An 18,065-nucleotide genomic window follows, 5' to 3' on the forward strand; every position below is an offset into this window, starting at 1 on the left:
CGGGGTCGATGGCGCCGACGAGGGCGTTGGCGAAGTCGGCCTGGACCTGGTGGGCCTTCGCCGTGTCGCGGTCGATGGAGGAGACGCGGACCAGCATGCCGTCGGGGATGCGGCCGCGCAGGCCGTAGCGCAGTTCGGTGAGTTTCTTGTCGAGGCCGCTGGCGGTGATGTGGTCGCCGACGACGGTCCAGTAGGTGACGGGCTCGAAGCGCTGGCCGAGGTGGGTCTGCATGCGGCGCGCGGTGATGGTGTCGCTGCCGAGGGTGAGCGGCACCTTTTCGATGCGTTCGAGCTTGAAGCCCTGGGCGGGGTAGCAGACCTCGGGCAGGTGAAGCTGCAGGTTGTCGGTCTGCGCCTTGCCGTAGGCGATGGAGAGCATGACCCGGTAGCCGCTGGCGTGCATGTAGGTGCGGGTGAGGACCTGGGTGTAGATGGCGTCGATGGTCTGCTGCATCTCGGGGTCGACGATCTGCACGGGCACGCCTTGTTGTTCGCGCCATTCACCGAATTGGGTGGGGACCATGGATTCGAGGTCGATGGGGGCGCGGTCGTCGGCGAGGCTGCCGGTGGGGCGCATGACGGCGGCCATGGCGGCTGAGGTGAGCATCAGGGCCATGAGGACCAGGTGTTTCCAGCTCTGTTTCATTTGTGGCCTTCGTTGCGTTTCATGCCTGCGCTGCTTCCTTGCCTGCGGCCACTGGGTGAACGGCTCCGCGAATGTCCCCCGGACCGGCTTCGCCGGTCCTCCTCCTTTATTTCGCTGCGCCGTTCACCCAATGTCCGCAGGCCACCAACAAAGCCGGTACGCCAACGTTCGCGGGCGGACGTGTTGGCAGATAGCGGTGACACGGCGCCCTGCGCAGCGAAATAAAGGAGGAGCCAAGGGCGCAGCCCTTGGCGGGGGACATTCGCGGAGCAGGGCGCCGTGGCGCCGCTATCCGACGAGGTGTCAACGAGCAAGGTATTCATCAAGCCAGCACCCCGGAAGAAGGAGGTGGTGGTGGACGGCGACGCAAGCCCTCAACGAACTGAAGAAAACTGTCGAAAGCGATGATGAGCACCAGCGCACTGAGGAACAGCACCATGCCCGCGAACCCGTGCAGGAAGCCTTGCCCGGCTTCGTTGCCGAAGTGGTAGGTGATGAGCGAGAGCGCGATCACGCGGATCACGTTCGCGGTGAAGGAGATCGGCACGATCAGCACCGCCAGCGTCACGTTGCGAAACAGCGAATCGCGCCGCACCAGGTTGAGGTACAACAGACCCAGGGCCTCCAGCGTCAGCAGCGTCTGCAGGCCCGCGCAGGCGTCGGCCACCAGCAGCATGTACTGGCCGATCTGCAGCACCACGCCGTTGCGGCCGATGGGGTAGCCGATCGCGTACAGGATGTTCTCCGCCGCGTAAGAAACGGCCATCTTCATCGGCATGGTCACCACGTCCACCACCTGCGGCGGCAGCGGCACCATGAACAGCATGAAGAACAAGGCGAACCACTGCGCCTTCAGCGCGGCCCAGCCGCGCAGCAGCACGATCAGGCCCGCCAGCAGCCAGATCACCGAGCCGGCCTCGAACACGCCGATACCCTGCGAGCGGCCGATGGCGTAGAGGAACAGCGCGAACAGCACCAGCACCCAGCCGAAGGCGCTGCCGCGTTGGCCCTGCGCCGCCGCTTCCATGGCCCCCCAGTTGCGCTGCAGCAGCCACAGCGAGATGCCGAGCACGATGGGGCCGTGGTACTGGTCGTCCTGCGCCCAGGGGCCGGTGAACAGCCCCACCAGCGTTGGCACATAGAGGACACACAAACCCAGCAGAATCGGTGCCCATTCAAGCAACTGCCTGGCGAACGCATCGCCAGCCGCACCGGGAGATCGACCCATCGTGTTCACATCAACCTCGCGAAATCCGACGGCGCGGCGCGCCTTGAAGTGGGTGGCCGCCGTGTTCGGTTGCCTGGCGGTCTGGGTCGGCGGCTCGCGCGTTCACGCGGCGGTGCTGCACGTGCTGGTGTCGCCGTGGGACAAGCCGGTGCACATCGTGCTGTTCACCGGGGTGGCCCTGGGCGTGGGCTGGCTCATCGGCATCCGCCGCGCGCGCGACCTGTGGCTGTGCTTCGGCCTGGCGCTGCTGGTGGGCGCCATCGACGAGGGCCTGCAGGCCTTCGACCCGACGCGCTCGCTGGACCTGGACGACCTGCTGGCCAACGCGGTGGGCTCGGCGATCGGCACGGCGGTGCACGCGGTGCTGTGGCATCGGCGTGAGATGAACCGTTTGCATGAGGACGACGCCCGCCTTCCCTAGCCGTCGTTGAGCACGGCGCCCACGAGCGCCACGCCGGTGTCCTGCAGGCGGCGCGTGAACTCGCTGGCGCCGCGCAGCGGCGTGCGGTGGCGGCGCGCCACCACCAGCGCCGCGCCCGTGCGCGCGGCCATGATCTCGGCGTCGGCGCAGGTGCTGGCGGCGGGCGTGTCGATCAGCACCACGTCGGACTGGTCCATCGCGTGCTCCAGCAGGTCGGCCAGGTTGGGCATGCCCACCAGTTCCTGCGGGTTCGGCGGCACGGCCCCGGCGGGCAGCACGCGCAGGCCGGGCAGGCCGGGCACGTTCTCGATCACCTCCAGCCCGGCGCGGCCCGCGAGCACGCCCGCGAAGCCCGCGCTGTGGTTGGTGTGGAAGAGCGTGTGCTGGCGCGGTTTGCGCAGGTCGCCGTCGATGAGCAGGGTGCGCTGGCCCTGCTGGGAGAAGGCCACCGCGAGGTTGGCCGCGAGGAAGCTGCGGCCGTCGCGCGGCTGGTGGCTCACCACGGTGAGCACCTTGCGCAGCGGATCGCCGTTGAACCAGCGCAGCATGAGCTGGCCGCGCAGCGCGCGCATCTGCTCGGCCACTTTGGAGAAGGGCTTGTAGGCCGTGACCAGCTCACGCGAGAGCGTGCCCTGGCCGTCGCGCAGGTAGCCGTAGTTGAACTGCGTGGACAGCGCGGCGTCCAGGTCGGGCCGCGCGATGAGCTTGAGCGCGATGGCGGCTTCGCCGAAGGGCTCGCCCTTGCTGCGCTGGCGCTCGATGATGGGCTCGATGTCCTGCTCGCGCAGCAGACCGCGCGAGACCAGGATCTCGCCGATGGCGCTGGCGGGCTGGATGCGTTCGGGCGCGTTCATGCCGCGCCTTTCATGGACAGGCGCAGCGGGCGGATCATGCCGCGCGCCGAACCCACCTGGCCCAGCAGCGGCAGCTCGCCCAGCGCGCTGAGGTCGTCGATGGAGCGCACGCGGCGGCGCGCGAATTCGAGCGCGGTGGCGAGCAGCACGCCGAGCAGGCCGCCGAGGAAGATCGCGATGGCCATGTTGATGCGCGTGCGCGGGCCCGAGGGTTCGGTGGGCGCCACCGCCGGGTTGAGCACCGAGATGTTGGTCTGGCTGGCCTGGCTCTCCAGCGTGCTTTGCGCGGCGCGCTGGCTCAGGGTGTCGAACAGGCGCTGGGCCGATTCGATCTCGCGGCGCAGCACCGCCATCTCGTCGCGCTGCTGGTTGAGTTCGAGCACGCGCGCCTTCTGGTCCTGCAGCGCGGCGCGCAACTGCGCCTCGCGCTGGCGGTTGACTTCGTAGGTGGTGGTGATCGAGCCGGTGATGCGGTCCGTCTCGGTGCGCAGCTGCTCGCGCAAGGCGTTGAGTTCGGTCTGCATGCGCTGGTGCTGGGGGTGGTTCGCGCCCAGGTTGACGCTGGCCTCGATGAGCTTGGCCTCCTGGCGCGCGATGTCGGCCTTCAGGCCGTTGATCAGCGGGCTTTGCATCACCTCGGCGATGGAATCGCCGTCCTTGTGCTGGCGCTTGCTCTGGCTGTCGGTGGTGGCGGCCTGGATGGCGGTGAGCTGGCTGCTGGTCTCGTTGAGCTTGGCGGTCTCGAAGTCCAGGCGCTCGTCGGTGGAGGTGATGCCGTGGCGCTGCTGGTAATCGGAGAGCGCGCGCTGCGCGCGCTCCAGGCGCTCGCGCGCGCCGCGGGTCTGCTCGTCGAAGAAGCCCGCGTACTGGCGCGCCGGTTCGGTGCGCAGGTCCAGGTTGACGTCCACGTAGGCCTGCGCGAAGGCGTTGGCCACGGCGGCGGCGAACTGCGGGTCCGTGCCCACGTATTCGATGTTGATGACGTTGCTCTCGCGCGAGGGCTTGACGTCCAGGTTGCGCTTGAGCAGTTCGGCCAGCCAGTCGATGAGGCTGCCGCGGCTGCCCGTGGCCTCGGCCCACTGGGCCTGGATGGCGGCGCTGCTGTCCATGCGCAGGTTGCGCACCACGCGCTTGGCGACGCGGTCGCTCTTGATGATGTCGACCTGCGTGGCCATGTAGCCCGGCGCCATCAGGCCCGCGAGCATCATGCCGCTCACCGGGTCGGGCGACTTCACGTCCAGCACCACCGAGGCGGTGGCGGTGTACTGCTTGTCGGCCATGAAGGACACCACCGCGGTGGTGCCCACCACCGCCACGAAGGTGAGCAGCAGCACGAGCCAGCGCGCGCGCAGAATGAGGAAGAACTGGTGAGGGGTCATGGCGCCTACCGCTTCAGAAAAGGCTCTCGCGCACGTAGAGCACGTCGTTGGCCTGCACCTTGTCGTTCATGGCGGGCTCGATTTCCAGGATGGAGCCGTCGGCCTGCGGGCGGTGCAGGCGCAGGCGGCTGAGCGAACCGCGCGGCGTGGGGCCGCCGGCCTGGGCCAGGGCCTGCATCACCGTCATGCCGCGTTCGATGCGGAAGGAGCCGGGTCGCTGCGCCTCGCCGAACACGTAGAAGGTGGGCGCGCGGTGCACGTAGACCACGTCGCCGCCGTGCAGCACGATGTCCTGCGCGCCGCCGGCCTGCAGAAAGAGGGCGGGCAGGTCGATCTCGGCGCGGAAGGGCTGGCCGTCGCGCTGGCCGGTGACGATCACGGTGTCGTCGCCGGCGGGACTGGCACCGCCCGCGCTGGCGAGCATGTCGCTCAGGCGTGTGTTGGGGCTCTCCAGCGGGAAGCGCCCGGGCCGGCCCACCTGGCCCAGCACCGAGACCTGGCTGCCGCGGATCTGCGTGAGCAGCACGGTGACCTGCGGGTTCTGCAGAAAGCCGCCGGTGCGCAGGGCCTCGGCGATGCGCCGCTCGGCCATGGCCACGCTGAGCCCGCCCACGCGCACGCTGCCGATCAGCGGGTAGCTGATGGTGCCGTTGTCGCTGATGCGCGTTTCTAGCGTGAGGTCGGGGTTCTGGAACACCTGGACGCGGATCACGTCGCCAGCGGCGAGCGGGTAGTCGCCGGAGGAGGGCGACTGCGCGAGTGCAGGGCCCCACATCGCCAGCAGCACCAGCAGGCGTGCCAGCCACGCCAGGCAGGGCATGCCGCGGAACCGGCTTTGCCGGGCCGCAGGCATGGCCCCCTTGAGGGGGGCGCGCGTCGCGCGGCGGGGGTGGTTCATTTCAAGCCTTGAATGCCGCGTTCCAGAACGCTGGGCTCGTCCTTCTTCGGCTCCTCGGTGACCGAGGCCGGTGCGGTGGACGCGGTCTCGCCGGGCGTCGCCGCGGCCTGCTCGAACTCGCCCACGTAGGTGACGGTGGTGGCCGCGCGCAGGCGCTTGATCTCGTTGCTCACGGCCTCGGCGGCGCGCAGGTTACCCAGGTACTTCGCAATGCCGGCGGAGGCGTCCTGCTCGTTCAACGGAATCTGGCGTGACGAGGCCACGCGGATGAAGGTGGCGTCGTCACGCGCCGGCACCACCAGGCTTTGGCCGTCCTTGAGGGCGTGGATGCGTGGCAGAAGGTCCAGCGGAAGCTGTTCCGCGGTGCGCGTCGCGCTGCCACCGCCGAAGACCAGTCCCTTGCCGCGAAGCATGTCGGCGACCTCCTCGATGCGGCGGCCTTCGTTGGCCATGGCCTGCAACTGATCCATCACGGGGCCGGCCTTGACCACGCGGATTTCCTGGAGATTGAACACACGGCGTTCGGAGAACAGGGCCGGGTGCTCCTTGTAGTAGGTGCGGATTTCATCGGGGCTGGGCTGGGCGATCGCGGTCATCACCTGCTGCAGGTAGGCGCGTGCCAGCACCTCGCGGCGCGCGGCTTCCAGTTGGGCCACCACGTCGGGCGAGCGGTGCAGCTTCTGTTCGGTGGCCTGGTCCACCGCCAGTTGCTGGTCGATGAGGCGTTCCAGTGCCTGGCGGCTGGCGGACTGCACGGCCTCCTTCGAGTTCGCGTTCAACGGCGTGCGGCTGAGGACCTGGTTGATCTGGTGCACCGAGATCTCGCTGCTGCCGACCTTGGCGGCCACTTGCGAGGCCTGCGCGGGCACGGCGCCTTCATCGGCCTTGCCGCAGGCCGACAACAGCAGGAGGGAAGCGGCGCACAGCGCGCTCAACAGGGGGCGCGACGGCGCCGGGGTGTGGCGAACGGTGTTCATGGGTAGGACTCCTGAAGGAGATGGCGCGGCACGGGTCGCGCCGTTGGACGGTGTCTCAAGGCGTGAACAGGGGCTTGCCGTCGGCACCGGTGATGCCGTCCCAACGGCCCACCAGCGTGGACACCACGGCCGGCGGCAGCGCCGCGTAACCCAGCGACTGCGCGAGATCGGCGCCGTGCTGGAAAGCCCAGTGGAAGAAGCGCAGGCTGTTGACCGCCTGCTCGGTGCGCTCGGGCTTGCGCGGCATGAGGATGAAGGTCGCGCCGGTGATCGGCCAGGCCTCGGGTGCCGGCTGCTGTGTGAGCATCTGGTGGCTGGAGCCGCTCCAGTCCACGCTGGCGCTGGCGGCGCGAAAGGCCTCGGTGCCCGGCGCCACCCACTGGCCCGCCGCGTTCTGCACGATCGCGTGCGTCAGGTGCGACTGTTGCACGTAGGCGTACTCCACGTAGCCGATGCTGTTGGACACGCGCGCCACCAGCGCGGCCACGCCGGGGTTGCCGCGCCCGCCGGTGCCCAGCGGCCAGCCCACGGTGGCGCCTTCGCCCACGCGCGAGCGCCAGTCGCTGCTGGCCTTGGAGAGGTAGTTGGTGAAGATGAAGGTGGTGCCCGAGCCATCGGAGCGGTAGACCGGCGCGATGGTGGCGTCGGGCAGCGGCAGGTTCGGGTTGAGCGCCTTGATCGCTGGGTCGCTCCAGCGCGTGAGCTTGCCCATGTAGATGTCGGCGAGCACGGCACCGGTCAGGCGCAGTTCGCCTGGCTTGACGCCGCGCAGGTTCACCACCGGCACCACGCCGCCGATGAGCGCGGGAAACTGCACCTGTGACTTGCGATCGAGTTCCTCGTCCTTCAGGGGTGCGTCGGTGGCGCCGAAGTCCACCGTGCGGCTGTCGATCTGGCGGATGCCGCCGCTGGAGCCGATGGCCTGGTAGTTCACCTTGATGCCGGTCTCGCGGCTGAAGGCTTCGGCCCATTTGGCGTAGGCCGGCGCGGGAAAGGTCGCGCCGGCACCGGTGATGTCCTGCGCGCTGGCGCCGATGCAGGTGGCCGCGCCCATCGCCAGCAACAGGGCCCGTGTCGTGTGGATCGGAGTCGCGAACATGGGACTGTCTTCTTTCATCCGGTGGTGCAGCAGGTGGGCGGCAGTCTAGGAATCCAGTACGTCAAATGTGTGACCGGGGCGGCCCGCGCATGGTCCATACGGCTCATGCCTACCGGGGGTGCGCGGGCGGTGCATGCAATCAAAACGTCACCCCGCCTTCCTACGATCGCGCCACTTCCGAACGAACCCATTCATGGCTGCTCAAATCCTTGTGGTCGAAGACGAGCCGGCCATCCAGACGCTGCTCACGGCGAACCTCGTGCGGGCGGGCCACGCGGTGCGCTGCGTGGGCGGGGCCGAGGAGGCGCGCGAGCTGCTGCTGCAGTGGCGGCCCGATCTGTTGCTATTGGATTGGGAGCTGCCCGGCATGTCGGGCGTGGACCTGATCCGCGTGCTGCGCAGCGACCCGAAGCAGCGCGAGGTGCCGGTGATCCTGGTGTCGGCGCGCAACGAGGAACGCGACAAGATCGCGGGCCTGGAAGTGGGCGCTGACGACTACATCACCAAGCCCTTCTCCACGCGCGAACTGATCGCGCGCATCGGCGTGGTGCTGCGCCGGCGCGCGCCGCAGGCCAACGCCGAGGTGGTGCGCCTGGCCGGCATCGTGCTCGACCCGGCGGCGATGACGGTGAGCGCCGCCGGCCGCCCGCTGGCCATCGGCGGCACCGAGTTCCGCTTGCTGCACTTCCTCATCACGCACGCGGACCGTGTGTACAGCCGATCGCAATTGCTGGACCACGTGTGGGGCGCGGACTTCGTGGGCGACGACCGCACGGTGGACGTGCACATCAGCCGGCTGCGCAACGCGCTGCTGCCGGCGGGGTTGGATCGGATGATCCGCACGATTCGCGGGAGCGGGTACAGCTTTGCGTTGGAGCCTCTGGTTTGAGGTCTTTCACGCCTGCTTCTTGGGTGGATCGAGGCGACATGGCGCCCTGTTCCGCGAATGTCCCCCGCCGAGGGCTTCGCCCTCGGCTCCTCCTTTATTTCGCTACACAGGGCGCCATGTCGCCTCGATCTGCCAACGAGCTGGTGTGCCAGTGGTGGCGTGCCGACCGCGTGAGTGCCTGAGGACGCTGGGTGAACGGCGCAGCGAAATAAAGGAGGAGGACGGCGCAGCCGTCCGGGGGACATTCGCGGAGCCGTTCACCCAGTGGCCTCAGGCGGGCAGAAGCGCAGGCGGGCAATGCGCGACGACCACCAGAGACATAGTCCGTTCGGCTCATTCCCGACACAAGGCACCGCAGAAGCCTCCTCCAAACGCTCCGGTGTAACCCCTTCTTCATGAGCGGTTCGTAAGGTTGGATGGGTGGCGCAACGAGCCGCCTGTCATCGCTTCAGAAGGTTCACCTCCATGTCCCAGAATTTGTGTGCGCGGGCACGAAAGCGTCAACGTGTCGCCCGAGGCTTCACCCTGCTCGAGCTGCTGGTGGTCATGGTCATCATCGGTCTGCTCGCCGGCTTCGTGGGGCCGCGCTTCTTCTCGCAGGTCGGCAAGTCCGAGGTGAAGACCGCGCAGGCGCAGATCACCGCCTTCGGCAAGGCGCTCGACCAGTTCCGCCTGGACATGGGCCGCTACCCCACCAGCGACGAAGGCCTGGGCGTGCTGGTGGAGCGCGTGGCCAGCGACCCGCGCTGGAACGGTCCCTACCTGAGCAAGGTGGCGCCGCCCGATCCCTGGGGCCAGGCCTACGTGTACCGCTCGCCGGGCGAACACGGTGAATACGAACTCCTGTCCTACGGCAAGGACCGCCAGCCCGGTGGCACCGGCGAGAACCAGGACATCGTGAGCTGGTGAGCGTTTCGCTCAACCCCGCCATGCGCTATCGCATCAAGTCCTTCCAGCCCGATCTGCGGCTCGTCACCCAGACGGTGGACGCGCTCGACGAGGCCGAGGCGCGCCGCCTGATGGGCGAGCGCGGCCACGAGGTGGTGACGGTGCACCCGGACAAGGGGCGCTGGGGCGGTGGCCGCCGCGGCGCGGCGTTTCCGCTCGTGCTCTTCAGCCAGGAGCTGCTGGCGCTGCTGCGCTCGGGCGTGGGCATCGTGGAGGCGGTGCAGACCCTGGTGGAGAAGGAAAGCAAGGCCGCCACGCGCGAGGTGCTGGAGCGCGTGCGCACCGCGCTGCGCCAGGGCCTGACCTTCTCGGCCGCGCTGCAGGCGCAGCCGCACGCCTTCACGCCGCTGTACGTGGCCACGGTGCGCGCGAGCGAGCGCACCAGCAGCCTGGCCGAGGCGCTGGAGCGCTACGTGGAGTACGCGCGGCGCGTGGACGAGATCAAGGGCAAGCTGGTGAACGCGGCCATCTACCCGGTGATGCTGGTGCTGGTGAGCCTGTTGGTGATCGGTTTCCTGATGGTGTACGTGGTGCCGCGCTTCGCGAACGTGTACCAGGACATGGGCGACAAGCTGCCCTGGGCCTCGCGCTGGATGCTGCACTGGGGGCAAGCGGTGGAGCAGAACGGCGTGGCGCTGGTGGTGGTGCTGGGTGGCGTGGTGTTGCTGGCCGCGTCGCCGCTGGGGCGTGGCGTGTGGGCGCTGTTGTTGCAGAAGCTGTGGACGCTGCCGGCGATCGGGGAACGGCTGCGCGTGTTTCAACTGGCGCGGCTGTACCGCACGGTGGGCATGCTGCTGCGCGGGGGCATCGCGGTGGTGCCGGCGCTGGAGATGGTGCAAGGTCTGCTGTCGCCGGGCCTGCGCGAGAACCTGGCGGCGGCGAGTGCGCAGGTGCGCGAGGGCTTGCCGCTGTCGGGCGCGCTGGCGGCGCACGGGCTCACCACGCCGGTGTCGCTGCGCATGCTGAGCGTGGGCGAGCGCACGGGCAACATGGGCGAGATGATGGAGCGCGCCGCGGCGTTCCACGACGAGGAGCTGGCGCGCTCGGCGGAGTGGGCGACGCGGGTGGTGGGGCCGGCGCTGATGCTGGTGATGGGTGTATTGATCGGCGCGATCGTGGTGCTGATGTACCTGCCGATCTTTCAACTGGCGGAGTCGATTCAATGAGTTTCTTCGCTTGTGTGGTTGGCTTTCGTGGCGGATTGCAGGCCGCTGCTTCGCGTGATCGAGGCGCCGCGGCGCCCTGTTCCGCGAATGTCCCCCGCCAAGGGCTGCGCCCTTGGCTCCTCCTTTATTTCGCTACACAGGGCACCGCGTCCCCTCGATCCAGGAAAACGTTGGAACTCCAGCGGGTGGTGTGCCTGCACGCGGGCGGACCGAGGACGCTGGGTGGACGGCGCAGCGAAATAAAGGAGGAGGGCCGGCGCAGCCGGCCCGGGGGACATTCGCGGAGCCGTCCACCCAGTGGCCTCGGTCAACCAACCAAGCAAGAGCGAAACGGGAAGGCAACAAAAACATGAACGCCCCCGCCGACCTGCAAGCCCTGATCGCCGCCTTCGACCCCGACGCCTTGCGGCGTGCGAAAAAGGAAGCGGCACAAAAAGGCCTGTCCCTGTCAGCCGTCCTCGAAGCCCAGGGCGAACACGCCGACTCGATCTCGCAGCGACTCGCCCGCACCGCCGGCCTGCCGTTTGCCGACCACCAGCGCCTCAACGCCCTGCAACCCGCCTTCGACGCGCTGCCCTACGCCGAGGCGATGCAGCACGAATGCCTGTTCATGCGCGATGAGGAAGGCCACGGCGTGCTTGTCGTGGCCGACCCCTTCGACAACGACCTGCTGTCCTGGGCGCAGGAGCGGCTGCGTCGCCCGATGGCGATCGTGGTCGCCTCGCGCGGCGACATCGAGGCCTACCTGGCGCGGCACGAGGAAGACCTGCGCGCCATGGACGGCCTGTCCACCATGGCCGGCGAGGCCGACGAGGGGCAGCGCGTCGAGGACATCTCGCTGCGCAGCATCAGCGAAGACACCAGCCCCGTGGTGCGCCTGGTCAACTCCACCTTGTACGACGCGCTCAAGGCCGGCGCCAGCGACATCCACCTGGAGACCGGCCCCGCCGGCATTGGCATCAAGTACCGCATCGACGGCGTGCTGGCCAGCGTGGGATCGATCGCCGGCAGCGAGACCGCCGACCAGGTCATCTCGCGCATCAAGGTCATGGCCGAGCTCGACATCGCCGAGCGGCGCGTGCCGCAGGACGGGCGCTTCAAGGTCGCTGCGCGCGGCCGCGCCATCGACATCCGCGTCTCCATCATGCCCAGCATCCACGGCGAGGACGCCGTGCTGCGCGTGCTCGACAAGGAGCGCCTGGCCGGGGACATGAGCGGCCTGCGCCTGGACGTGCTGGGCTTTGACGCCACCACCATGGCCGTGCTGCGCCGCCTGTGCAACGAGCCCTACGGCATGGTGCTGGTGACCGGCCCCACCGGCAGCGGCAAGACCACCACGCTGTACGGCGCGATCAACGAGATCCATCACGGGCACGACAAGATCGTCACCATCGAGGACCCGGTGGAATACCAGTTGCCCGGCGTGCTGCAGATCCCGGTGAACGAGAAGAAGGGCCTCACCTTCGCCCGCGGGCTGCGCTCCATCCTGCGGCACGACCCGGACAAGATCATGGTCGGCGAGATCCGCGACGCCGAGACCGCGCAGATCGCCGTGCAGGCCGCGCTCACCGGCCACCTGGTGCTCACCACCGTGCACGCCAACAACGTGTTCGACGTGCTGGGCCGCTTCACGCACATGGGGCTGGACCCGTACAGCCTGATGGCCGCGCTCAACGGCATCGTGGCGCAGCGGCTGGTGCGCGTGCTGTGCAACGACTGCGCGGAGGAAGAAGCGCCGGATGCGGACACGCTCTCGGCGATCGGCGCGGGCAACGGCGGCTACGTCCGCCTGCGCGCCGCGCGTGGCTGCGCGAGCTGCCGCGGCACGGGCTACAAGGGCCGCAAGGCCGTGGCCGAATTGCTGGTGCTCGACGACGAGCTGCGCGAGGCCATCGTGCAGCGTGAGCCGGTGCGCCGCGTGAAGGAACTGGCCTTCGCCAAGGGCACGCGCGAGTTGCGTGACGCGGCGCTGGACCTGGTGCGCCGGGGTGAAACCACCTGGCAGGAGATCCAGCGTGTGGTCCGCTGACGCACGCCCATCGCGTCACCTGCGCGTGGCGCTGCTCGGCGATCGCCTGGTGTGCTCGCTCGGCGGCGCGGCCGCGCACGGGGCCGTATGGCCCCCCGCCGCTGGCGACGAGCCGGCGTGGCGGTCGGCCGTGGCCGCGCTGGCGGAGCAGTTGGCGCAGCAGCGCGGGCAGGTGCGCCGCGTGTCGGTGGTGCTCGGTGCGTCGTTCGTGCGGTGGCAACTCGTGGACTGGCCGTCGCAGGCGGGCTCCGACACCGAGTTGCAGGCCTTTCTGCGCTTGCGTTTTCGAAGCGTGTACGGCGCAGCCAGCGCGGCCTGGCGCCTGGCGCACGCGGTGGCGAGTCCGGGGCAGGCGCTGCCCGCGTGCGCGGTGGACGAGGCCTTGCCCGCCGCGCTGTCGCAGGCCGCGAAAGCCGCGGGCGCGCGGCTCGTGTCGGTGCGGCCGTACGCCTCCTCGGCGCTGGACCACTGGCGCGGCCAGTGGCGCGGCCGTGCGGCGTGGGTCGCGGTGGTCGAGCCGGGGCATCTCACGCTGGCTCTGCTTGACGAGAGGGGCCGCTGGCTGGGCCTGGGCTCGGTGCACTGCGCCGAAGGGCCCGCGTGGCGAGACGCCCTGGCGGGCCTGCAGTCGCGCCTCGCGCTGCAGTCGACGGCGCCCGTGCCGCGCGAGGCGCCACTGTTCGTGGTCGGGCCGGGGGTGGACACGACGGCTGGCGATCCGCATTGGCGCGCACTGGTGCCCACGGGGCGGGCGGCGCCGCATGGGCTCGCGCGCCTGCCCATTGGAATCTGACCCCCATTCAAAACATGAAACCCTTGCACATCGACTTCGCGCGTGCGCGTCGGTCCACCTCGCCCTGGGCCTGGCTGGTGCTGGCCTTGGGCGCGGTGGGCCTGGCGCTGGCGCTGGGCGAGTACCTGGGTGCGCAGGCGCAGTGGCAAGCGGCGCGTGAGGCGCACGAACGTGTGGCAGCGCCCGGTGGTGCCCCACGCGGCGGCACGCGCGCGCCGGTGGCGCCGACCTCGCCCGAGGTGAGCCGCGCCGCCGCGCGCGCGCAACGCGCGCTCGACCAGCCCTGGGGCCGGTTATTGGCGGAACTCGAGTCGCGCGTGGATTCGCCGGTGGCGCTGCTCACAGTGGAGGCGCCAGGCCGCGCCGCGCCGATGCGGCTGATCGCCGAGGCGCGTGAGATGAACCACGCGGTGGCCTACGTGGAATCGCTGCGCGGCTCGCCGCTGGTGGCCACGGCCACGCTGGCCAGCCACGAGCGGCGCGAGGCCGATGGCGTGCCCGTGATCCGCTTCACCGTCGAGATCGTGTGGGGAGGGGCCAAGCCGTGAAGGACTGGTGGACCCACCCGCGCGCGCGCGCCTGGCGCTACCGGCTCAGCCGCCTGGGCTGGCCCCTGTGGGCCGGTGTGGCCGCCACGCTCGCGGCCGTGGCCCTTGGGCCGTTGGTGACCGATCCCCTGCGCGAACAAGCGGCCGAGTGGGACGCCCAGGCGCAGCAGGCGCGGCGCGAACGCGCGAACCGCCCGCCCGACGCCGCCGACACGGCGCAGCGCCAGGCGCAGGATTTCGTGGCCACGCTGCCCACGGGCGACGCGGCGCTGGCCGCGGTGCAGGACCTGCACCATCTGGCGCAGCGGCACGGCGTGGTGCTGGCCTCGGGCGAATACCGTTTGGTCGACGAGGCCTCGGGCCGCTGGCAGCGCTACCAGATCAGCTTGCCCGCTCAAGCGGGCGACATGTCGCTGCGGCTGTGGATGGCCGAGGCCCTGAACCGCTGGCCGACCCTGTCCCTGGACGACTGGAGCGCCACGCGCGATCAGGCCGGGCAAGAGCTCGTGCAGGCGCGCGTGCGCTGGTCGTTCTACCTGCGGGCGCCGTCATCATGAGCCGAAGCAAGTCTTCCCTCGGCCTGTGGGCGGCGCTGGCCGCCACGCTCGCGGCCACCTGGTACGCGGCGGGCATCGATTCATCCGCGTCGTCCGATGAGACCGTGGGCGTGCCCGAGCGAGCGGCACGCCCGCTGCCCACGGGCGTGGTCCCCGCGACCGTGATCACCGGCGAAGCCGTGGCCGCGCCCGTGGCCCCCACCCCATCTCAGGGCGAACGCATGGCACCGCCGCGCGAACCGCTGATGGCGCCGCGCGGGTGGCTGCCGCCCGCGCCGCCGCCACCCGCCATGGTGGCCGCGCCCCCACCCACGGCGCCGCCGCTGCCCTACCGCTACCTCGGCCGACTGGAAGGCGGCGAGGGCGGCACCACCATTTTTCTCGCCGAAGCCAGCAACCCCAGCGCTCGCCCGCTCGCGGTGCGCGCGGGCGAGCGCTTCGCCCAGTACCAGGTCGATGGCATCAGCGCGCGCGGCATGACGCTGACCTACCTGCCCCTCAACCAGAAGCAGCAGCTGCTGTTCGGAAACACCCCGTGAATGCCGTGTCTGCCTCGATGCTTGCTCCGTTGAATGCTTCATTCCCGCGCGCCTGGCCGCTGCTGGCCTCGCTGCTGTTCCTGCTCGCGGGCTGTGCCGCGAACCCCGCCATCGAGGAAAGCGATGCGCTGCTGGCCGCCGGCCGGCTCGACGAGAGCGTGCTGCGCCTGGAGCGCGCGATGCGCGAGGCCGGCAGCGACCGCGAGCTGCGCGCCACCTACTTCCGCCAGCGCGACACCGTGTCCGCGCAACTGGTGGCGCTGGCCGAGACCGAGCGCCTCATCGGCCGCCTGGACGAATCGCGCGCGCTGTTCGAGCGCGCCCAGCGCATCGACCCCAACAACCCGCGCGTGCGCGACGGGCTGATCGCCATCGACAACGAAGCCCGCGTGGCCAGCGGGCTCGCCGAGGCGCGCGCGCTGATCGACAGGAAGCAGAACGACGCCGCCGAGCGCCAGCTGCGCGAGGTGCTGCGCCGGGCGCCCAGCCACGCCGAGGCGCGCCGCCTGCTCGATCGCCTGCGCGCCGAGGCGCCGGCGCCGAACCTGCCGCCCACCGCGCTGGCCGAGGCCTTGAGCAAGCCCATCACGCTGGACTTTCGCGACGTGCAGATCAAGGCCGTGTTCGACCTCATCGCGCGCACCACGGGCCTGAACTTCGTCTTCGACAAGGACGTGCGCGCCGACACGCGCGTCACGCTCTTCGTGCGCGACACCAGCGTGGAGGAGGTGGTGCGCCTGGTGCTCACCACCAACCAGCTCGAGCGCAAGCTGCTCAACCCGAACACGCTGATGATCTACCCGGACACGCCGGTGAAGAAGCGCGAGTACCAGGAGCTCGTCACGCGCAGCTTCTTCCTGGCCAACGCCGACGTGAAGCAGGCGCAGACGCTGATCCGCACGCTGGTGAAGACGCGCGACATCTTCATCGACGAGAAGCTCAACCTGGTGATGGTGAAGGACACGCCCGACGCCGTTCGCCTGGCCGAGCGGCTGATCGAGTCGCTCGACATGGCCGAGCCGGAGGTGATGCTGGACGTGGAGGTGCTGGAGGTCACGCGCAACCGGCTGCTGGAGCTGGGCCTGCGCTTCCCCGACCAGATCAGCTACGGCCGGCTCACGCCCGACCTCAGCACCACCATCGTCAACGAGGGCGTCACGCAAAGCAACGTCACGCCCGGCGGCAAGCTGGCCGAAGGCTTCGTGGACCTGCGCAACCGTAGCGGCCTCACCTCCTTCGTGGCCAACCCGGCGGTGGTGCTCAACCTGCGCAGCGAGGCGGGCAGCGGCAACACCCTGGCCAACCCGCGCATCCGCGTGAAGAACCGCGAGAAGGCCAAGATCCACATCGGCGACAAGCTGCCGGTGTTCACCACCACCTCCACCGCCAACGTGGGCGTGTCGTCCTCGGTGTCCTACCTCGACGTGGGCCTCAAGCTCGACGTGGAACCCAACGTCTACCTGGACAACGAGGTGGGCATCAAGGTGGCGCTGGAGGTGAGTTCGGTGGTGCGCGAGATCACCGGGCCGGCCAATGCGCTGGCCTACCAGATCGGCACGCGCAGCGCGGGCACGGTGCTGCGCCTGCGCGACGGCGAGACCCAGGTGCTCGCCGGCCTCATCAGCGACGAGGAGCGCAGCGCCGCCAACCGCCTGCCGGGGCTGGGCGATCTGCCCATGGTGGGGCGCCTGTTCTCCAGCACGCGCGACAACTCGGGCAAGACCGAGATCGTGCTGCTGATCACCCCGCGCGTGGTGCGCAACGTGACACGGCCGGAGAGCGCGGACGCCGCGATGCCGGCGGGCTCCGAGTCGAGTGTGGGCACGCTGCCGCTGCAACTCAAGCGCACGCCGCCGCGCCAGCTGTCGCTGTCGAGTTCGGGCGGTGGCGCGCGGGGGGCGCCAGCGGCCAGCGAACCGCCCTCGGCACCGGCCGCGCCCGCGTCAACCCCCGAGGCCGGCGACGGCACGGGCCGCGAGGTGCGCGACGCACCCGCCGGCGGGCCGGCCCGGCCGGCTGGTCAGCCTGCGCAGGGTCAGCCAGGCCAGCCGGATGCGGCCACGCCAGGGCAGGGCGACGCACCCGCCACCGATGGCGCCACCCCGGGCGGTGCCACGGCGCCGCCACCCGCCGCTGGCGAGCCCGCCGCGCCGGCTGCGCCCTCCGCGGCGCCCTCGTCCCTCACGCTCACGCCGGTGGCGCCGCTGACACCGGCCCCGCCCGCCGGACAATCGCCATGACCCGCCCCGCGCGCGGCTTCACGCTCATCGAACTGGTGGTCACCGTGGCCATCGTGGCGGTGCTGGCCAGTGTGGCCGTGCCGCTGGTGGAGGTGCAGGCCCAGCGCGCGCGCGAGGTGGAGCTGCGCAGCGCGCTGCGCCAGATCCGCGAGGCGCTGGACGCCTACAAGACCGCCTATGGCGAGGGCCGCATCGCCAACCGCGTGGGCGCCAGCGGCTACCCGCGCTCGCTCGACGAGCTGGTCAATGGCGTGCCCGACGTGCGCAGCGTCGCGGGCGCCAAGCTGATCTTCCTGCGCCGCATCCCGCGCGACCCCTTCGCGGCCGACGGCGACGCACCCGCCGCGTTGACCTGGGGCCTGCGCGCCTACGGCAGCCCGCCCGACGCGCCCATGGCCGGCGAGGACGTGTTCGACGTGTACTCGCTGTCGCCGCGGCGCGCGCTGCGCGGCGAACCCTACCGGAACTGGTGATGAAGGCGCGCGGCTTCACGCTCATCGAACTGCTGGTGGTCATGGCCATCATCGCCACGCTGCTCACGCTGGTCACGCCGCGCTACTTCGCCCAGGTGGACCGCGCGCGAGAAGCCGCGCTGCGCGAGACGCTGGCCGTCACGCGCCAGGCCATCGACCGTTTCCACGGCGACCACGACCGCTACCCCGCGAGCCTGGAGGAGCTGGTGGAGAAGCGCTACCTGCGCGCCCTGCCCACCGACCCCGTCAACGAACGCAACGACACCTGGGCATTGCTGCCACCGCCGGGCCGCCCCGACGGCGAGCCCGTGGCCGGTGGCGTGTGGGACCTGCGCAGCGGCGCCGAGGAAGAGGGCAAGGCCTATGGCGAATGGTGAAGGC

The 18,065-nt window shown here is 70.3% G+C and carries 19 protein-coding genes; 12 read left to right on the top strand and 7 right to left on the bottom strand.

What is annotated here, in order from left to right:
* Positions 1-646, bottom strand: a 646-nt coding sequence (epsI, locus tag VLG41_RS15680; RefSeq protein WP_325350330.1) for an exosortase-associated protein EpsI, B-type, incomplete at its 3' end; no start/stop codon positions are given.
* 322 nt (positions 647-968) lie between these two features.
* The gene (gene xrtB, locus VLG41_RS15685) at positions 969-1,874 is read right to left on the bottom strand and encodes an exosortase B (RefSeq protein ID WP_325350331.1); all 906 of its coding nucleotides are present in this window, start codon (positions 1,872-1,874) and stop codon (positions 969-971) included.
* Between the two features lies 1 nt (position 1,875).
* On the opposite strand from xrtB, the gene VLG41_RS15690 reads away from it, so the two are divergent.
* Positions 1,876-2,295 (top strand): VanZ family protein, encoded by a 420-nt coding sequence (locus VLG41_RS15690; protein ID WP_325350332.1) that lies wholly within the window; start codon positions 1,876-1,878, stop codon positions 2,293-2,295.
* Here the strand turns inward: VLG41_RS15690 and epsG are convergent.
* The 5 genes from epsG to pstS form a co-directional block, all read right to left on the bottom strand.
* Positions 2,292-3,149: a chain length determinant protein tyrosine kinase EpsG gene (gene epsG, locus VLG41_RS15695; protein ID WP_325350333.1), complete on the bottom strand. Its 858-nt coding sequence runs from the start codon at positions 3,147-3,149 to the stop codon at positions 2,292-2,294. The two genes, VLG41_RS15690 and epsG, sit on opposite strands and share 4 nt — an antisense overlap.
* Positions 3,146-4,528, bottom strand: coding sequence for a chain length determinant protein EpsF (epsF, locus tag VLG41_RS15700; protein WP_325350334.1), 1,383 nt, complete (start codon positions 4,526-4,528; stop codon positions 3,146-3,148). Before epsF ends, epsG begins: the two co-directional genes overlap by 4 nt.
* Before the next feature lie 13 nt (positions 4,529-4,541).
* Positions 4,542-5,348, bottom strand: a complete 807-nt coding sequence (epsE, locus tag VLG41_RS15705; protein WP_325350335.1) for a polysaccharide export protein EpsE — start codon at positions 5,346-5,348, stop codon at positions 4,542-4,544.
* 74 nt (positions 5,349-5,422) lie between these two features.
* Positions 5,423-6,403: an EpsD family peptidyl-prolyl cis-trans isomerase gene (locus tag VLG41_RS15710; RefSeq protein ID WP_325350336.1), complete on the bottom strand. Its 981-nt coding sequence runs from the start codon at positions 6,401-6,403 to the stop codon at positions 5,423-5,425.
* A 55-nt stretch (positions 6,404-6,458) separates the two neighbouring features.
* On the bottom strand, positions 6,459-7,502 hold the full coding sequence (gene pstS, locus VLG41_RS15715; RefSeq protein WP_325350337.1) for a phosphate ABC transporter substrate-binding protein PstS: 1,044 nt from the start codon (positions 7,500-7,502) through the stop codon (positions 6,459-6,461).
* Between the two features lie 193 nt (positions 7,503-7,695).
* Between pstS and VLG41_RS15720 the strand changes: the two genes are divergently transcribed.
* The 11 genes from VLG41_RS15720 (at position 7,696) to VLG41_RS15770 (ending at position 18,061) form a co-directional block, all read left to right on the top strand.
* Positions 7,696-8,391, top strand: a complete 696-nt coding sequence (locus VLG41_RS15720; protein ID WP_325350338.1) for a response regulator — start codon at positions 7,696-7,698, stop codon at positions 8,389-8,391.
* A 465-nt stretch (positions 8,392-8,856) separates the two neighbouring features.
* Complete coding sequence (gene gspG / locus VLG41_RS15725; RefSeq protein ID WP_325350339.1) at positions 8,857-9,300, top strand: type II secretion system major pseudopilin GspG; 444 nt, start codon at positions 8,857-8,859, stop codon at positions 9,298-9,300.
* Positions 9,297-10,505, top strand: coding sequence for a type II secretion system F family protein (locus VLG41_RS15730; protein ID WP_325350340.1), 1,209 nt, complete (start codon positions 9,297-9,299; stop codon positions 10,503-10,505). Before gspG ends, VLG41_RS15730 begins: the two co-directional genes overlap by 4 nt.
* Positions 10,506-10,854: 349 nt before the next feature.
* The gene (locus tag VLG41_RS15735; protein ID WP_325350341.1) at positions 10,855-12,534 is read left to right on the top strand and encodes a GspE/PulE family protein; all 1,680 of its coding nucleotides are present in this window, start codon (positions 10,855-10,857) and stop codon (positions 12,532-12,534) included.
* A complete protein-coding gene (locus tag VLG41_RS15740) occupies positions 12,521-13,327 on the top strand; it encodes a hypothetical protein (protein ID WP_325350342.1) in 807 nt (268 codons plus the stop codon). The genes VLG41_RS15735 and VLG41_RS15740 overlap by 14 nt, the downstream gene beginning before the upstream one ends.
* A gap of 14 nt (positions 13,328-13,341) precedes the next feature.
* Positions 13,342-13,875 (top strand): hypothetical protein, encoded by a 534-nt coding sequence (locus VLG41_RS15745; protein WP_325350343.1) that lies wholly within the window; start codon positions 13,342-13,344, stop codon positions 13,873-13,875.
* On the top strand, positions 13,872-14,432 hold the full coding sequence (locus VLG41_RS15750; RefSeq protein WP_325350344.1) for a hypothetical protein: 561 nt from the start codon (positions 13,872-13,874) through the stop codon (positions 14,430-14,432). Before VLG41_RS15745 ends, VLG41_RS15750 begins: the two co-directional genes overlap by 4 nt.
* Positions 14,429-14,971 (top strand): hypothetical protein, encoded by a 543-nt coding sequence (locus tag VLG41_RS15755; protein ID WP_325350345.1) that lies wholly within the window; start codon positions 14,429-14,431, stop codon positions 14,969-14,971. Before VLG41_RS15750 ends, VLG41_RS15755 begins: the two co-directional genes overlap by 4 nt.
* A gap of 29 nt (positions 14,972-15,000) precedes the next feature.
* Complete coding sequence (locus tag VLG41_RS15760; RefSeq protein ID WP_325350346.1) at positions 15,001-17,211, top strand: secretin and TonB N-terminal domain-containing protein; 2,211 nt, start codon at positions 15,001-15,003, stop codon at positions 17,209-17,211.
* Positions 17,208-17,684: a type II secretion system protein gene (locus VLG41_RS15765; RefSeq protein ID WP_325350347.1), complete on the top strand. Its 477-nt coding sequence runs from the start codon at positions 17,208-17,210 to the stop codon at positions 17,682-17,684. Before VLG41_RS15760 ends, VLG41_RS15765 begins: the two co-directional genes overlap by 4 nt.
* Entirely contained in the window at positions 17,684-18,061 is a 378-nt protein-coding gene (locus VLG41_RS15770) for a type II secretion system protein (RefSeq protein ID WP_325350348.1), read from the top strand. Before VLG41_RS15765 ends, VLG41_RS15770 begins: the two co-directional genes overlap by 1 nt.
* Positions 18,062-18,065: the final 4 nt, after the last annotated feature.

This window comes from Hydrogenophaga sp. (assembly GCF_035481345.1).
GTDB lineage: Bacteria > Pseudomonadota > Gammaproteobacteria > Burkholderiales > Burkholderiaceae_C > Hydrogenophaga.

Excerpts from the sequence above, each read along its gene's own strand:
- xrtB (WP_325350331.1), bottom strand. The coding sequence starts at position 1,874 with ATGGGTCGATCTCCCGGTGCGGCTGGCGATGCGTTCGCCAGGCAGTTG.
- epsG (WP_325350333.1), bottom strand. The coding sequence starts at position 3,149 with ATGAACGCGCCCGAACGCATCCAGCCCGCCAGCGCCATCGGCGAGATC.
- epsF (WP_325350334.1), bottom strand. The coding sequence starts at position 4,528 with ATGACCCCTCACCAGTTCTTCCTCATTCTGCGCGCGCGCTGGCTCGTG.
- epsE (WP_325350335.1), bottom strand. The coding sequence starts at position 5,348 with ATGCCCTGCCTGGCGTGGCTGGCACGCCTGCTGGTGCTGCTGGCGATG.
- VLG41_RS15710 (WP_325350336.1), bottom strand. The coding sequence starts at position 6,403 with ATGAACACCGTTCGCCACACCCCGGCGCCGTCGCGCCCCCTGTTGAGC.
- pstS (WP_325350337.1), bottom strand. The coding sequence starts at position 7,502 with ATGTTCGCGACTCCGATCCACACGACACGGGCCCTGTTGCTGGCGATG.
- VLG41_RS15720 (WP_325350338.1), top strand. The coding sequence starts at position 7,696 with ATGGCTGCTCAAATCCTTGTGGTCGAAGACGAGCCGGCCATCCAGACG.
- gspG (WP_325350339.1), top strand. The coding sequence starts at position 8,857 with ATGTCCCAGAATTTGTGTGCGCGGGCACGAAAGCGTCAACGTGTCGCC.
- VLG41_RS15735 (WP_325350341.1), top strand. The coding sequence starts at position 10,855 with ATGAACGCCCCCGCCGACCTGCAAGCCCTGATCGCCGCCTTCGACCCC.
- VLG41_RS15745 (WP_325350343.1), top strand. The coding sequence starts at position 13,342 with ATGAAACCCTTGCACATCGACTTCGCGCGTGCGCGTCGGTCCACCTCG.
- VLG41_RS15755 (WP_325350345.1), top strand. The coding sequence starts at position 14,429 with ATGAGCCGAAGCAAGTCTTCCCTCGGCCTGTGGGCGGCGCTGGCCGCC.
- VLG41_RS15765 (WP_325350347.1), top strand. The coding sequence starts at position 17,208 with ATGACCCGCCCCGCGCGCGGCTTCACGCTCATCGAACTGGTGGTCACC.
- VLG41_RS15770 (WP_325350348.1), top strand. The coding sequence starts at position 17,684 with ATGAAGGCGCGCGGCTTCACGCTCATCGAACTGCTGGTGGTCATGGCC.